Annotated in this window: 15 protein-coding genes; 3 read left to right on the top strand and 12 right to left on the bottom strand. The window is 27.8% G+C overall.

Annotated elements, in window-relative coordinates; translation table 11 throughout:
• Positions 1-332 precede the first annotated feature (332 nt).
• The 6 genes from J7M87_RS02945 to J7M87_RS02920 all read right to left on the bottom strand — a co-directional run bounded on the left by J7M87_RS02945 (position 333) and on the right by J7M87_RS02920 (position 8508).
• Positions 333-1952, bottom strand: a complete 1620-nt coding sequence (locus J7M87_RS02945; protein WP_291648504.1) for a polysaccharide biosynthesis protein — start codon at positions 1950-1952, stop codon at positions 333-335.
• A gap of 13 nt (positions 1953-1965) precedes the next feature.
• On the bottom strand, positions 1966-2937 hold the full coding sequence (locus tag J7M87_RS02940; RefSeq protein ID WP_291648502.1) for an RluA family pseudouridine synthase: 972 nt from the start codon (positions 2935-2937) through the stop codon (positions 1966-1968).
• A 67-nt stretch (positions 2938-3004) separates the two neighbouring features.
• The gene (locus tag J7M87_RS02935) at positions 3005-4195 is read right to left on the bottom strand and encodes a M20 family metallopeptidase (protein WP_291648500.1); all 1191 of its coding nucleotides are present in this window, start codon (positions 4193-4195) and stop codon (positions 3005-3007) included.
• A 37-nt stretch (positions 4196-4232) separates the two neighbouring features.
• Positions 4233-6257, bottom strand: a complete 2025-nt coding sequence (locus J7M87_RS02930) for a cell division FtsA domain-containing protein (protein ID WP_291648498.1) — start codon at positions 6255-6257, stop codon at positions 4233-4235.
• 34 nt (positions 6258-6291) lie between these two features.
• Positions 6292-6453: a hypothetical protein gene (locus J7M87_RS02925; RefSeq protein ID WP_291648496.1), complete on the bottom strand. Its 162-nt coding sequence runs from the start codon at positions 6451-6453 to the stop codon at positions 6292-6294.
• A 63-nt stretch (positions 6454-6516) separates the two neighbouring features.
• Positions 6517-8508, bottom strand: coding sequence for an ATP-dependent helicase (locus J7M87_RS02920; protein ID WP_291648494.1), 1992 nt, complete (start codon positions 8506-8508; stop codon positions 6517-6519).
• Positions 8509-8870: 362 nt separating this feature from the next.
• Here J7M87_RS02920 and J7M87_RS02915 point away from each other — a divergent pair, with 362 nt between their 5' ends.
• Entirely contained in the window at positions 8871-10337 is a 1467-nt protein-coding gene (locus J7M87_RS02915) for a nicotinate phosphoribosyltransferase (RefSeq protein ID WP_291648492.1), read from the top strand.
• Positions 10338-10371: 34 nt separating this feature from the next.
• Here J7M87_RS02915 and J7M87_RS02910 read toward each other — a convergent pair whose 3' ends face one another.
• The 3 genes from J7M87_RS02910 to J7M87_RS02900 all read right to left on the bottom strand — a co-directional run bounded on the left by J7M87_RS02910 (position 10372) and on the right by J7M87_RS02900 (position 12411).
• Positions 10372-10593 carry a hypothetical protein gene (locus J7M87_RS02910; protein ID WP_291648490.1) on the bottom strand — a complete coding sequence of 74 codons (222 nt, stop codon included), beginning with the start codon at positions 10591-10593 and terminating at the stop codon, positions 10372-10374.
• A 116-nt stretch (positions 10594-10709) separates the two neighbouring features.
• Positions 10710-11915, bottom strand: a complete 1206-nt coding sequence (locus tag J7M87_RS02905; protein ID WP_291648488.1) for an HDOD domain-containing protein — start codon at positions 11913-11915, stop codon at positions 10710-10712.
• Positions 11916-12078: 163 nt separating this feature from the next.
• The gene (locus J7M87_RS02900; protein ID WP_291648486.1) at positions 12079-12411 is read right to left on the bottom strand and encodes a hypothetical protein; all 333 of its coding nucleotides are present in this window, start codon (positions 12409-12411) and stop codon (positions 12079-12081) included.
• A 307-nt stretch (positions 12412-12718) separates the two neighbouring features.
• Here J7M87_RS02900 and J7M87_RS02895 point away from each other — a divergent pair, with 307 nt between their 5' ends.
• Positions 12719-13126 (top strand): Fur family transcriptional regulator, encoded by a 408-nt coding sequence (locus tag J7M87_RS02895; RefSeq protein ID WP_008676876.1) that lies wholly within the window; start codon positions 12719-12721, stop codon positions 13124-13126.
• A gap of 93 nt (positions 13127-13219) precedes the next feature.
• Positions 13220-14149 carry a hypothetical protein gene (locus tag J7M87_RS02890; protein ID WP_291648483.1) on the top strand — a complete coding sequence of 310 codons (930 nt, stop codon included), beginning with the start codon at positions 13220-13222 and terminating at the stop codon, positions 14147-14149.
• A gap of 165 nt (positions 14150-14314) precedes the next feature.
• Here J7M87_RS02890 and J7M87_RS02885 read toward each other — a convergent pair whose 3' ends face one another.
• The 3 genes from J7M87_RS02885 to J7M87_RS02875 all read right to left on the bottom strand — a co-directional run bounded on the left by J7M87_RS02885 (position 14315) and on the right by J7M87_RS02875 (position 15611).
• Positions 14315-14875 carry a hypothetical protein gene (locus J7M87_RS02885; RefSeq protein WP_291648481.1) on the bottom strand — a complete coding sequence of 187 codons (561 nt, stop codon included), beginning with the start codon at positions 14873-14875 and terminating at the stop codon, positions 14315-14317.
• Positions 14876-14983: 108 nt separating this feature from the next.
• A complete protein-coding gene (locus J7M87_RS02880; protein WP_291648479.1) occupies positions 14984-15226 on the bottom strand; it encodes a hypothetical protein in 243 nt (80 codons plus the stop codon).
• A 25-nt stretch (positions 15227-15251) separates the two neighbouring features.
• The gene (locus J7M87_RS02875) at positions 15252-15611 is read right to left on the bottom strand and encodes a hypothetical protein (RefSeq protein ID WP_291648477.1); all 360 of its coding nucleotides are present in this window, start codon (positions 15609-15611) and stop codon (positions 15252-15254) included.
• Positions 15612-15700: the final 89 nt, after the last annotated feature.

Below are 15700 nucleotides of genomic sequence, written 5' to 3'. Positions count from 1 at the left end.
CTATTTCATTATTTGAGAACCTTATTTTACTCATATTAAATCACCTCATAACTTTATTGTACAAAAAAAGAACCTATATAGATAGACTCTCTTTTATAAGTGTCCATCTTATAGGTTCCATTTTAAACTACAAAGGACTTTTCTTTTATCTCTAAGCAAATATGGATTATATACTTAGCACTTTAATTCTTTATTTTCCATTTTAAATTTATCACTTAGAATAATGCTTTCAAAAAAACTATTCTTTTAACTATCATAATCTACTCAAGAAATTCAGCTTCATCTGAATGTACACTTAAATTATCCCTTATAACTTATTCATTATCTATTTGCTATATAAGTTCTTTTCTAAGACTTCTAGGTAAGAATCTAAATAACCTTGGTGAAATTAAATCTAAATCTCTCTTTCTTATTCCTCCAAAGTAAACCATTGTATATAGATATACTATTCCCCCTATAGCTATTAAAACTAATGTTGCTACGGCAATAATTATTCTTCCTCCGCCAAACATATCTGCTACTTTAATAACTGGGAATTTTACTAGAAATATTACGATTGCCATCAACATAGAACATATTGTTGGTACTATTGCTTGCCTTATTATAGGTATTCTAACTCTAAAAAACCTCTCTATTTTTCTATGATTTATTACAGCCGGAATAATAAATGATACAAAAGTTGCTACTACTGCTCCCATTATATTTATTCTTGGAATTGGAATTAATATTAGATTTATAACTATTTTTGCTATTAATCCTGCGCTTGCAGATACTATTATTAAGTATAATTTATTAATTCCTTGAAGAATAACATTTTGTATTGTTGTTATTGACATAAATATAAGTAAAGCTGATCCATACATAAGTAAGGTATATCCTGTAGAAGTATTATTAAATAGGAATTTATATATCTCTTTACTTAATATAGCTAATCCAAATGTAGCTGGCATTATTATTATGTATGTTATCCTAAATGCATAGCTTGTTTGTTGCTTTAAATCTTTTTTATTCTTATGTACAAAAGCCTGTATTACCTTAGGAAATATTGAAGTTCCAAGTGCAGTTACTATAGCTAAAGGAACATACACAAGAGTCTTATAGTATGATAATACCGCCCTTAAATCATTGACTTGTTCTTGATTAAATCCTGCCGAACTTAAGCCTCTTCCTAAAGTCATGGTATCTATAACACCTGCAAAATTTTGGACACCTGCAACTAATGTTATAGGAAGGGCATACATAAATATCTTTTTAACTATTCTTTTATCTGATACTCTTCTTCTACTTGGATCATGATTTCTTTCAGCTTCTTCTTTATAATTTCTTTTTTCATATATATATATTATATATATGATTGCAATTATAGCACCTAAGGAAGTTCCAACAGTTCCCCCAGCACTTCCCCACTCATCACTACTTGTTATAGCAATTAGCATACCTGCGAATACTAAGCTTAGTATAACATTTATTAATTGCTCTATAATTTGAGATATAGCTAGTGCTTCCATCTCTTCAACTGCTTGCATATATCCTCTATAAGCTGCTAAAATAGCAGCAAAAATTATTGCAGGTGCCAAAAAAATAAATGTTAAAGCCGATTGCTCAGCATTAATAACTTTTGAAAGTGGAAATGCTATAATCATAAATATTCCTGCAATTACTATACTTATCATAGCTAAATATCTAATAGCTAGCTTCATAGCTCTCAAGGCATCTTTATGATTTCCCATTGCTCTAAGCTCTGTAACAACTTTTGTAACTGCAGGTTGTGCACCTAAACTAGTTACTGCAATTAAAAAAACGAATATATCATATCCAGCAGTGTATATTCCATAACCTGTTTCACCTAAAACAGCTGTTAATAAAGGAACATATATTGCTGATAATAATTTACCAGCAATACCTGCAATTGATAATATTAAAAAGCCACGTCCGGCTGATTTTTGTTCCATACCCAATCACCTTTTATTTTATTGTGAATTTAAACACATCATTTTTAATCTTCTTAAATACTGGTGGTAAGCTTTCTATTATAGTCTTATTGTTTAAATAGCTTAATTTATCTGGTGCATCTCTAAAAATCAATTTATATGCATATAAGAATTGACAATCAAGTCCAAATTTATTTGCAAAAAATGAATTTAATTTTCTATCTCCGTATTTATTATCACCAATTATAGGCGTTCCTAAATGTGATAGGTGTGCTCTAATTTGATGACTTCTTCCTGTTATTAAATCTATTTCTAAAAATGAATAAGCTCCATTTGTTTTTAAAGTTTTAACTTCCATTGCTATTTCTTTTGAATCAGTTATTTTTTCATCATATATTCTTGATATATTTGCTTCTTCATTTTTATGGATATAACCCTTATATAATCCATCTTTAATCTTACCTTTTACTAATGTATTATAATATTTTTCAACTTTACCTTCTCTAATCATTTCATTCATTGTTCTTAATGCTTCAAAGTTTTTTCCAAATATAACTATTCCTGAAGTATTTCTATCTAATCTATTACATGGTGCAGGAGTAAACGTTAATTCGTTTTCAGGTAAATAATCACCTTTTTCATTTAAATATGATAATACATAATCAGTCAAACTTGGCTCTTTTCCCTTTTCATCAGGATGCACTAAAATATTAGGCCATTTTTCAACTATTAGTATATTAGAGTCTTCATAAGTAATCTTCATTCCTCTCGCATTAACCTTAATAAACTTTTCTTCTGGCTTTTCCTTATTACTTTGTATATATTTTATTTCTATTACATCATCTATTTGCAAAGAATAATTTTCTTTTTGTTTCTTTCCATTAACTTTTACATCGCCTTTTCTTAAAGCTTTAAATATTTTGCTTAAAGGAACATCTTTTAATAATTTTCTTAAAAATTTGTCTAATCTTTGACCTGCTTCATTTGTGCCTATTTCTATTCTCAAACTAATCACTCCTAGTTTTTTAGTATTTCTAACTATATTTTCCCCATTGTTATAGATTAATATTAAATTAGCTTCTTGTCAAATACTCAAACACCATTTGACACTGCATTGCTACACCTAATGGCAGACAATCTTCATCTATATCAAATAAACTACTATGAGCAGGATAAATTATATTTTTACTTTTATTTCCTGATCCTAAAAAGTAAAAAACTGCTGGTCTTTCATTTGCAAAATATGCAAAGCTTTCAACTCCCATTTTTGCATTTTCTTGCAGTAGTATATTTTCTTTTCCTATAATTTTTTCAGCTCCTATTTTAAATAAATCAACCATAAAATCATCATTATATAAATTAGGATAAGATTCTTCTATATCTATCTTTGCAGTAGCTCTCGAAGATTTGCATATTCCATTAACAATTTCAACTAATCTTTCTTTTGCAAATACTCTGTCTTCTTTACTCATAGTTCTTATAATACCACTTATTTCAACTTCTTCTGGTATTACATTTTGAGCTGTTCCGCCATGAATACTTCCTACCGTTATAACTGCTGGATTGGCTGTATTTATTTCTCTACTTACTATAGTTTGCAATGCTAATACAATGTGGCTTGCTATAACAATTGGATCTACTGTGGTATGTGGATAAGCTCCATGTCCACCAGAACCTTTTATAGTAATAGTAAATGGATTAGACGCCGCATTGACTACGCCACCCTTCAACATTATAGTTCCACACTCCAGAGTTTCTTCTACATGAAGACCACATACACAATCAACTCTTGGATTTTCAAGAACCCCCTCTTCTATCATGAATCTAGCTCCACCTATAGTTTCTTCTGCCGGCTCAAATAATAGTTTTATATTTCCACTAAATAAATGTTTATTTTTATTTAATATCTTAGCTGCTCCAAGTAATATAGTTGTATGTGCATCATGACCACAAGCATGCATTCTTCCATTAACCTTTGATGCATAATCACATATTTTTTTATCTATAATTGGTAGCCCATCTATATCGCCTCTTAAAGCTATAGTTTTCTCACTACCTTCATGATTTTTTTTATCTCCTCTTATTATTCCACATACTCCTGTCTTAGAGACTTCTTTAAACTCTATTCCTTGCTCTTTTAAAAATCCTTTTATAAACTTTGAAGTTTCATACTCTTCCATTCCGATCTCAGGATGCTCGTGCAAAGTCCTTCTTATATTTATTAACTCATCTTTTATATTCATTGCTTCATTTCTAAAATTCATATTTTTGCCCCCTATTTCAATGTAGAATTTAGCTTTATTAGCTCCAAAAAACTTGAATATTATCCCCATTTTTCAACTTTTCTGTATATCCCACTTTATTCCCGTTAAGTAACAAATTAATTATTCCCTTTGCTTCTTTTAAATCAAAATCTACATAATTAAATATATCAACAATGATATAATCTTTTTGTCCACTAAGTGTTATTAACTTATCATTAAATGTTACTTGTATTTCAGTATTACTACCTAAGTTTTTTTTATTGCCACTCACTTGAACTTCTTCTTTATATTCACCTTTATTAATTTCATCTTTTGGCATATCTTTAAAACTTATATTTCTATAAGATATTAATTTGTCCCCTTCGCTAATTATATAATCTTCTAATAATTGCACTCCATTTTTTTCTAATGAAACATCTTCTTTTATTATATATTCCTTTATATCTTTAATTGATTTAGGAAATATTATATTTATATCATCATTTTCTTCTATATAATAGTCTATGCTTTTAATTTCATTATTAACAACAATGATTGGCTCTAAATTTATTAACTCATCATTTATATATATGCTAATACTATTAAATTCTTTTATTTGGTCAATTACTTTAGGTCTTGCATCTTTTCCAAATACCGAATATGATATCTCTATTATATCTCCATCCTTAACATTCTTATCAATACTTCCTATTTTATCATTAAGCCTTATTATAGGATTTTTTCCTTTCTCTCCAAAAGCTATTCGTTTAACACCATTCAATTTATATCTCAAATTCTTGCCATTCTTTCCAATAAGCATACTTGGATTTATACCTGCCTGTATAATAACATCCATAATAGTATGATTATGAGAATTAAACATACTTACAGGAGTTCCATTTAATATAACATCTATAAAGTCTTTTTCTCCATTTTTTAATGATATAAGGGCAATTCCAAGCACTGTTACTCCTGCTGATCCTAAGTTATTATCACTTATACATTCAACTACAGACTTTCTATCTTTTATTGCTATCCTTTGAACTGGAATATTTAGCTTTTCACTAAGTTCTTCTATCATCCAAGGTGTATGTGCTCCCCCCCCAACCAAAAACAAAGCACTTGGTGACTTATTTCCGTTAAGTTCAATTATCTTTGCAGAAATTCCCTCAGCAATTTTTTTAACTATTGGTCTTATTGCCTTTTTTATATTTTCAGATGTAATTGTATTCTCAAATCCAATTACATCTATATATGTTATCTCTTCCTTTAAATCTAAATTTCTTTTTATGTATTCAGCTGTATTAAAGTCAACTAAGCATTCTTGAACTATAGCCTCTGTTACTTCGTCGCCAGCCTGTGGAACCATTCCATATGAAGATATACTTTCCTTAGAGCTTATAGCTATATCAGATGTTCCCGCTCCAATATCTACTAAAGCTATATTTAGAAGTCTTAAGTTTTTAGGTACAACGGCTTCTATAGCAGCTATAGGTTCTAAAGTTAAGTTACTTACTTTAAGTCCAACCTTTTTCATAACAGTATATAACGAATCAACTACTGAGCGTGGTAAAAAAGTTGCTATTACTTCTACAGATGCATTTTCACCCTTATGCCCAATTAAATTAGATATAACAAATCCATTTAAATAATAGTTTTTTACTGAGTAACCTACACAATATAATTTTCCATCTGTAGTTTTATTTATTTCATCCTCAGCCTCTTTTAGAGCAATCATCTCTAAGTTTCTTATATCTGCCTTTGTTATCTCCTCTTCAAAATTAAGCTCCATTTTTCCTTCTGAATTCACAGTCTTTAAAAATCTACCCGCTGCAGCAATAGACACCTTTTCTAATTTTATTCCAAGTTCTGACTCCATATCATCTACTATTTTTTTTACTGATCTTGCTACTAAGTCTATATCATGAATTTGACCATCTATCATGGCTCTTTCTTCATGTTCTAGATATCTTTCACATATTACTTTTAATTTATCATTTTCTACTATTCCTACGCTTCCAATAATAGATCTTGTTCCTACATCTAGTGCAAATTTAATACCTTTTAAATTCACATTATTCATTTGCTAACACCTCATATTAATATACTAAATCTCTTTATTTATAGTAATTTTCATCACTGTTACCTCTTATACTATCATCTTTTTTTCTAACATTATCAAATTTTATTAAGGCATAGTAAACTCCACTTTCTACTGCAAATGTTATAACAAAATATAGTATAACAAATAATAATACTCCTACTAAAATATAAGCCAATTACAAATCCCCCTTTTATTACCATAATAAGATTATACATCCTAAAAAAGTAATAGTGAACTATTAGTTCACTATTATAACAAGATTATTTTCAATTAATACCTTAAGAGAGAAGCTTTTACTAATATTATCACCAAAATCAATTTTAATCGAATCTTTATCTATCGATACAACTTTTCCATCGCCATAGGTTCTATGATGAATGATATCATTAACTTTTATTCCGTAATCTTCATTTGCATTTATATCTTTAAATCCACCTTCTAATGCAAATCTAGATACATCTTTGAACCTTCCTCTTTGAGTCTTAGGAGAAAGTATATACAAATTATCTATTGCTCTAGTTATTCCAACATAAAATAATCTTCTTTCTTCTTCTATATTTTCATCCATGGATGATTTATGTGGAATTGTTTCTTCTGTAGCATTTATTATAAAGACATTTTTAAACTCCATTCCCTTAACACCATGAATAGTACTTAGAATTACTCCTTCTTGTACTGCTTTACTTTCTTCTATTTTTTCTTTAACTCTTTCAACATGACTCAATAACTCTATTATAGTTTTTAAACCGTCAGCTGCACTTTTAAATTCTTCTATTATATCCTCAAGCTCTTCTATACTTTGATTGTACCTTTCACCATACTCTTTTAAGTAATCTATATAATCAAGTCCTGAAACTATATATTGTATTGCACCTGATAATGAAAGTTTATTTAAATATAGTATATCTCTTCTTAACTCATCTAACTTTTTAGCTTGATATGGTGGAGTATCTTTTTTATCTATTAATATATCAAATGGAGATTTATCTTCTAATGAATTTCTTATATACTCTAAATTTGATTTACTAACATATCTAAAAGGCTTATTAATTACTGATAAAAAACTTTCCTTATCTTTTATGTTTATTGAAAGCTTTAAATATGAAAGTATATCCTTACATATAAAGTGCTCAAAAAAATTATACCCTTTATCTAATAATACAAATGGAATTCGTCTACGAGTAAATGTATCTATCATACTCCTTGCTTCCATATTTGTTCTATATAAAACTGCATTATCACTCAGACTATCAATAGATTTTTCAATTATACATGCTATTTCATCCCCTTGAATTTTCTCATCATAAGGGGTTGTAAATTTTATTATACCAATAGAGTCCTTATATGAATTTATAACTTTATCATTTCTGCTCTTATTATTCTTTATTACTTCTTTTGATACTTCTACTATATTTTCATTACTTCTATAATTTATAGAAAGATATATCTTTTTAGCTTCTGGGAATATTTCATCAAATCTTACCATATATTCTGGTTTTGATCCTCTGAAACTATAAATGCATTGATCCTCATCTCCAACTGCAAAAAGTGAATTTTCCTGATTTATCATTTTTAAAAACTGAATTTGTAATTCATCGCAATCTTGAAACTCATCTACTAAAATATATTTAAACAATTCTCTATATTTTAGTAATATATTAGGATTATCCCTTAATAAGTTTATTACCTTAATTGATAAATCATCAAAATCCCAAAGCCCATTTTTAGATTTATATTCCTCATACTTCTGTAAACATTCAATAAAAATATCTTTTGCCATAGTAGTTTTAAATTCTTCTATATCTTTTAAAGAAGTTTTAAAAAATGATATATTATTCAATGCCTCTTTTATTTTATCCTCACTTACTTCATCTGAATACTTGGCTAAAACAGATTTTATTATTCTATGAGAAATACCTCCATCAATTATTGATATATTAAATCCCTCTCTTAAAAGTATTTTATAAAACAATCCATGAAATGTTCCAAAAAAAGGCGCAATCTCTTTATTAAATACATTTTTATATCTATTTCTCATATTATCAGCTGCTGCTCTCGTAAAAGTTATTATGATAATATTACCTAATCTCACTTTTAGCTCATTTACTAAATAATTTACTCTATTTATAATAACTGTAGTTTTTCCTGAACCTGGTGCAGCAACAACTAGTACATTTTTCTCTTTTATATAAACAGCTTCTTTTTGATATCTATCTAAACTAATATTCATATCTGCTCCTTTTTATATACTATTATTGACTTTTTCATGCTATAAATAACTATATTGTAATAATTTATGTATAGATGTACAATATATTTATATATTGTAATGTATTCTACAGATAAATTCATCTACTATTTTAAATGTATATAAGTTATAATCATAGATTTAACATTTAACTTGACTTCAAATAATTTACAGTCTATAAATTGTTTATTATCTTAGTAACTTATATAAAAAATCAAATAATATATATGCTTTCAATTTCACAAATTTTACGTAATAAGTATATTCAAAAATTAATATACTTATAACTTTAATTATGTAAATTATTAATTGAACCATATATATCTTTATAAGAGGAGAAAAGCATGGAAAACTTAATTAGATTTGATGTTACTAATGAACGTAATCTTACTATGTTAGTAGACTTTTATGAACTAACAATGGCAAATGGATATTTTACTAAAGAAATCGAAAATAAAATTGCATATTTTGATATGTATTTTAGAAGAGTTCCAGATGGTGGTGGATACTGTATAATGGCTGGTGTAGATCAGCTTATACAATATCTAAACAACTTGAATTTTACTCAATCTGATATAGAATATTTAAGAAGTAAAAATATATTCTCTGAAGAGTTTTTAAATTACTTGAAAAATTTTAAATTTGAATGCGATGTATGGGCAATACCAGAAGGAAACTTTGTTTTCCCAAACCAGCCCTTAGTAATAGTTAGGGGACCTGTAGTTCAAGCTCAATTTATTGAAACAATGATATTACTTACTATAAACCACCAAACACTTATAGCTACTAAAGCTAATAGAATTTGTAGAGCTGCTTCCGGAAGAACAGTTATGGAATTTGGTTCTCGTAGAGCACAAGGCTATGATGGCGCAATTTATGGTGCTAGAGCATCAATAATTGGAGGTTGTGATTCAACTGCTTGTACAATAGCTGATAAATATTTTGATGTTCCTGCTGTTGGAACAATGGCTCATAGTTGGGTTCAATTATTTGATACAGAATACGAGGCTTTCAAATCTTGGGCTGAAGTATATCCGGATAATTGCTCACTTCTTATTGACACTTATAACGTCTTAAAATCTGGTTTACCAAATGCAATAAAAGTATTCGATGAAATATTAAAACCTATGGGTAAAAGACCTAAAGGAATTAGAATTGACTCAGGTGATATAACTTATTTAACTAAAAAATGTAGAAAGGCTTTAGATGCTGCTGGATACCCAGATTGTAATATAATAGTGTCTAACTCCTTAGATGAGCACATAATAAGAGATGTATTAAATCAAGGTGCTTGCATAGATTCATTTGGTGTTGGAGAAAGATTAATTACCGCTAAGTCAGAACCTGTTTTTGGGGGCGTATACAAGCTTGTGGCTGTAGAAAATAATAATCAGATTATCCCTAAAATAAAGATAAGTGAAAACACTGAGAAAATTACCAATCCAGGCTTTAAAAAAATATATAGAATTTATGACAATGAAACTCATAATGCAATAGCTGATGTAATAGCTTTAAATCATGAAGTTATTGATGAATCAAAGCCACTTGAAATATTCCATCCTATTGAAACATGGAAAAGAAAAACTGTTACTAATTTTTACGTTAAAGATTTAATGGTAAAAATATTTGATAAAGGTACTCAAGTTTATGAAAGCCCATCAGTTTTAGAAATAAAGGAATTTTCAAAGAATGAAAGCTTAAAAATGTGGCCTGAAATATTAAGATTTGAAAATCCTCACAATTATTATGTAGATTTATCACAAGATCTGTGGACGCTAAAGCAAGATTTACTTCATAAGTGCATAAAATAAAAAAGAGTGATTTAATCACTCTTTTTTATTTATTTTAATAATTAATAACTTTATCATCCATATTATAATTTAAATACCTATCTTGTGAATAAAATAAGTCTTCATCCATATTATCAGCAAATTTCGCTTTGTTATTTGAAGATAAAAACTCCTTAAATGGACAAATATCAGCTTCATTATTTTTAGGATACATAGGACATGTATTATAACAACTTATTTTTTCTTTATTGTTTGACCAAAACGGACACTTACTCATACTTCTCCCCCCAATACCTAAAATGTGAAAACGAAATCACAATTTTCTTATATTATATTATATCTTTTTGCTAAAATAAAGTATTTTATATCCATTTTTGAAAAATAAATATCGACTTAATTCCCTATATTTTTACACCACTCAATAGCGCTATAATATACATCAACTAATACTCCATAATCTATTTTTAAATTAGTACATTGCTCCTCTATTTTTTTATTATCAAGTACTTCGTAAGCTAGAGCTAACTCCAAAATATCCCTTAAAATATTTTTCTCTCCAATTAAAGCCTTCTTGATTTCTATATTAACAGGTAGGTTTTCAACAACATAATTAATATCTTTCTCCATCATTAAATGCAAATTTGAAAACAATCCAACCATAAAAGCTGATGATAAATCATTGTAGCATAGTATCTTAGATATTTCTTCACAGAATTTAGCTCTTATTACTATATTCTTAGCATACTCATCACTTTTACCAGATGATATTTCTACAACTGATAATATTGATAACCACTTTCTAAGTTCTTCTCTTCCAATTAACATTATCGCTTGCTTTATAGATTTAACTTCTTGAAGAAAGCTAAAATAAGATGAATTTATAAATCGTAAGAATTTATATGTTAAAGCAATATCTGTCTTCATTGTATACTCAACTTTATCTATATCATAATCTTCTCTTATTAATTCTACCAAAAGTGTAAAAATACTCGTATTCTTTATTGCCATATCTTTTCCTAAGAATATAGATGGCTTACTATAATAAAATCCTTGAAAATAATCATATTCAAGTTTTTTTGCTTCTTCCAAATCCTCTAATGTTTCTATTTTTTCAGCTAGCATTTTGATTTTAAACTTTTTACAAATTTGTGCAATTCTTCTTCTAGATTCCTTAGATGAAAGAAGAAAATCAATTTTTACTATATCTATAACACCAATAAAATTTATAATATCATCTATATCAACTACATCATCTATAGCTATATAATACCCTAATTCTTTTAAATAAGATAATTGATTAATTACATCTTCTGATGGATTAACACTTTCAAGTATCTCTATTACTACTCTTTCTTTTGGTAATAATGTTGCAATATTCTTCTTTATTAACTTTTCTGAAAAATTAACAAAAGCTGGTTTATTATCAGTTAATATATCTAAACCAAAAGATGATATATTATCTATTACTTTATATGTAGCCTCCTCATCTTCAATACTATCATTGAAATTATTTTTTAAAGAATTCCTATAAAGTAATTCATAAGCTACTACTTTTTCTTCTTTATTATATATTCCTTGCCTAGCTATAAAAATATCCATTTTCTCATCCTCTATTATTAATTTATAATTATTATATACTAATAATATGCAATTTAAAATAAATTAAGTAAATTTAACAAAAAAGTAAAAAGATATGGAATTAGTGCTTATATTCTACACATCTTTCCATATCTATAATAGTATATTTAAACCATTAATTATCTTATCTTTTACAATGACTACTATTCTTAACCACTGATATATTTATTATTTCATTAGTAAATGCTTTAAGAAGTGCTTTTTCTAAAACTTTTTCTTGGTCAAAATTTTCTATATCCCTACATTCAGCAAATACTTTATTTATTTCGCCATCTACATTTCTATATGTTAAAGTTACATATGGTTTTTCATATTCCACTTTAATTATCTTTAATCCCCATGATATTTGCGCATAATCACCATCTGTAGTAAGTTGTGTTAATTCTCTTAATCTTACTTTCTCCTCTGAAGGATCAGTTATTTCAATCAATTCGTCTCCAACCTTATATTTTGCCATTTTATTTCCTCCTTATAAATATAATTTTATCTTTATTATATATTATTGCTAATTTTTATGATATTATTATTTTATAAACATAAATAATTTACACTTTATGCAATTGTTAATTTATTAACAACCTTATTGTTATATTATCATATCAAATTTATAAATACAAGAGTAATAAGGAAATTTTAGTACATAACGAGAAAACTTTGCCAATTAATATTAATTATTCTTTACTATTAATTGCTAAAAAACATATATTGACACTTAATATCTTATATTATATAATTACATTAACAATAAAAAAGGATGGTGTATTATGGAGAATATAACTTCTATCTTCAGAGAAAAGAAACTAAAACTTACTCCTCAAAGATTAGCAGTTTATAAATATTTAATGAGTACAAATGAACATCCTTCTGCAGAAATTATATACAAAGCACTTCAACCTGAGTATCCTACTATGAGTTTAGCTACAGTTTATAAAGCATTAAAGACTTTAGTAGAAGTTAAATTAGTTCAAGAAATTAATGTTGGAGAAGGCAATTTTAGATATGATGCTAATTCACATGAACATGCTCATATTCAATGTATCAACTGTAGTAAGGTAACTGATTTGGAAAATATATCATTTACGACTCTTAATCGTACTGCTGAGGAGTGCTCAGAATATAAAGTTCTATCAAATAGAATATTTTTTTACGGATTATGTAAAGATTGTCAATAAATGATTAAGCTAGAAATTTTAATTAATTTCTAGCTTTTTATTTATTTTGTATTAATCACTACTAAGCCTCATATAATAAATTGAGGTGATTATATGGCAAGATTTATAATTATTAAAAAGAATGTTGCACTCTCTTATGTAATAAATTTTCTTATACTTTTTGTAGTTGTATTATCGACTTATTTTTTTCTTACTAATAATAATTCTATAGAAACATTTACTCCTATTACTTCAAAAAACTATACTGATTTTGATTTAGATGGAGACGGCGAAAATGATAAGATTGAAATATCCAAAGAAAATAATAGCTACATATTAAATATAAAAAGTAAAGATAAAACTTATTCACTTGTTAATATGGATGGATCTAATTTACTTGGAGATTCACTTATAAAATGGCCCATTAAAGTGAATGTTATAGATTTATCTAGAAATAACATTCCAGAAATCGTTGTACAACTATCCAAAGATAAATCTCCTGTAAACTATGTTTTTTCATGGAATGGTTCTAAATTTGTAAATACATTTGTTTCCACAGATAATATAATTGGGATACTTGATTCTAATAATAACAAAACTCCTAAACTGCTCTCTCTTTCTTCAAGCAAAGGTGATGGCTCTACAAAAGGTTCTCTCTTCTTAGGCAATGACATAAAAGATATAACATTTTCAAAAATAAAAGTTCCTGGATTATCTGCCATTCAAGGATTTATAGATGTGATTGAAGCTCCTTACGAATTATCCGAAGCGCCTAACATTTTCACTTCTAATATAGATAGTACTGAACTTGCAATATTATGGGGATTAGATAAAGATAATACAAGATATTCCTTCCAAAACGGCTATTTTTCAGATTTTAAATGGGATTCAAATGGAAATATATTAGGAGTAAATTGGACATTATCATTTGAATCTGTAAAAAATACAAATGATTCCTCTCCTGCTAAAGAGCTATTATTATATTTAACAGTAGAAGATGATGGATATGGTTCACTTAAAATATCTTCAATAAAGAAAGTATAAAATTAAAAGGCCGCTATAAGCGGCCTTAAAAGGGGGATGGGGGGGTTTTAGCTTAAACGAAGATTTCTCATCGCTTGCTATAGGAGAATACTTCTCCGGTACAATAATATTATTTACATCTACTTATCTTTTTATACACTTCTTTAATAACTTTCTAAATTTTTATTATTCTTTAAAATACCCATTATGATAAGCTTCTATAATCTTATCTATAAAATTAGCTTTTTTTGAATCAACTATACTTTTTATAGCTATTAACATTTGTATGTTCTCATCATCATCTAGTAAATCATCATCAAAACTGTCACTATTTCTATCAGTCATATCCACATCTTTATCATTAATATCCAACTCTTTATCATTGCTAGAAGTGAAACTTGGAGTGTTATTTAATGAAGTGTTATTATTCCCTAAGTTAAAGCTTCCCATACCTAAATTATTCATCATACCTTGCAAAGCTCCTAAATCAAATCCACTTCCATTATTCATACTATTTCTACTTTGTTGATTATTTCCAGACTGACCTAAATTAAAGTTATTTAAATCTAACCCATCCATCTTCATAGATGAAAGCATATTTCCAATTTGACCCATATCTATATTACCACCAAGCATACTCATGAGTTGGGCGGGGTTTATACCAAATGGAGCATTATTATTTATTCTATTACCGGCGCCTTCATTAATCTTTCTATCCCCTTTATGTCTATGTCTCTTTTTTGACATTTAGGTTCCTCCTATTTATATTTCTGTTGCTTTATTATATGTAAAAAATTCAAATATGTTTATAATTTTAGGCATTTTTTTGGAGGGCTAAGCCCTCCATCCTCTACACTAATAGCAGCAACCGTCTCCGCCAAATAAGCTTCCTAAACAGCCTCCACATAGTAAGAATAATAAAATTATTAAAACTGAACAGTTATTATTTAAAAGACCTGATCCACATGCAATCAATAAGAATATAATAGGTGTAATACAACTATTCATTCCCCCAAATATATTTCCAGTTCCACAACATGGCATTGGCTCACAGCAGCAATCATCATAATCTCTTTTATGGGAATGTTTCTTTGACATAACTATCTCTCCTCTCTAATTTAAATTAGCATAATCCGCCAAATATATTTCCGTTTCCACAGTTACCGAATCCTGAGCAACCGTTGCAAAGGAATAGAATTACTAATAAGAATAGATAAGATGAGCAGTTTCCAGCTCCACCATATCCGCCGCCATATCCTTCACAGCAACAATCACGTTTACGTTCTTTCTTGCAGCAACATCTATTATTATTTCCGCCGCCGAATCCTCCACTATAGAATAGTATTAATAGTATCCATATCCAACTTCCAAATCCAGAACCACATCCTACATTATTAAATGGTCCTTGGTTTGAACATTGGGGTGCAATATTATCACTACAACCACATGAATTTAAACCATTTAGAATTTCATTCATTTCCATAACTTACTCCTCCTTAGGGTTTTTGTTTTTTTGTTTTATAGTATATACTATTCTCTCGAATAATAATTGCCACTGTTTTTTATTGTAAT

It is taken from the genome of Clostridium sp., assembly GCF_017888565.1.
Classification (GTDB): domain Bacteria; phylum Bacillota; class Clostridia; order Clostridiales; family Clostridiaceae; genus Clostridium.
The sequence above is the reverse complement of the archived record's forward strand: the minus strand, read 5'-3'. Positions and strand labels throughout refer to the sequence as shown.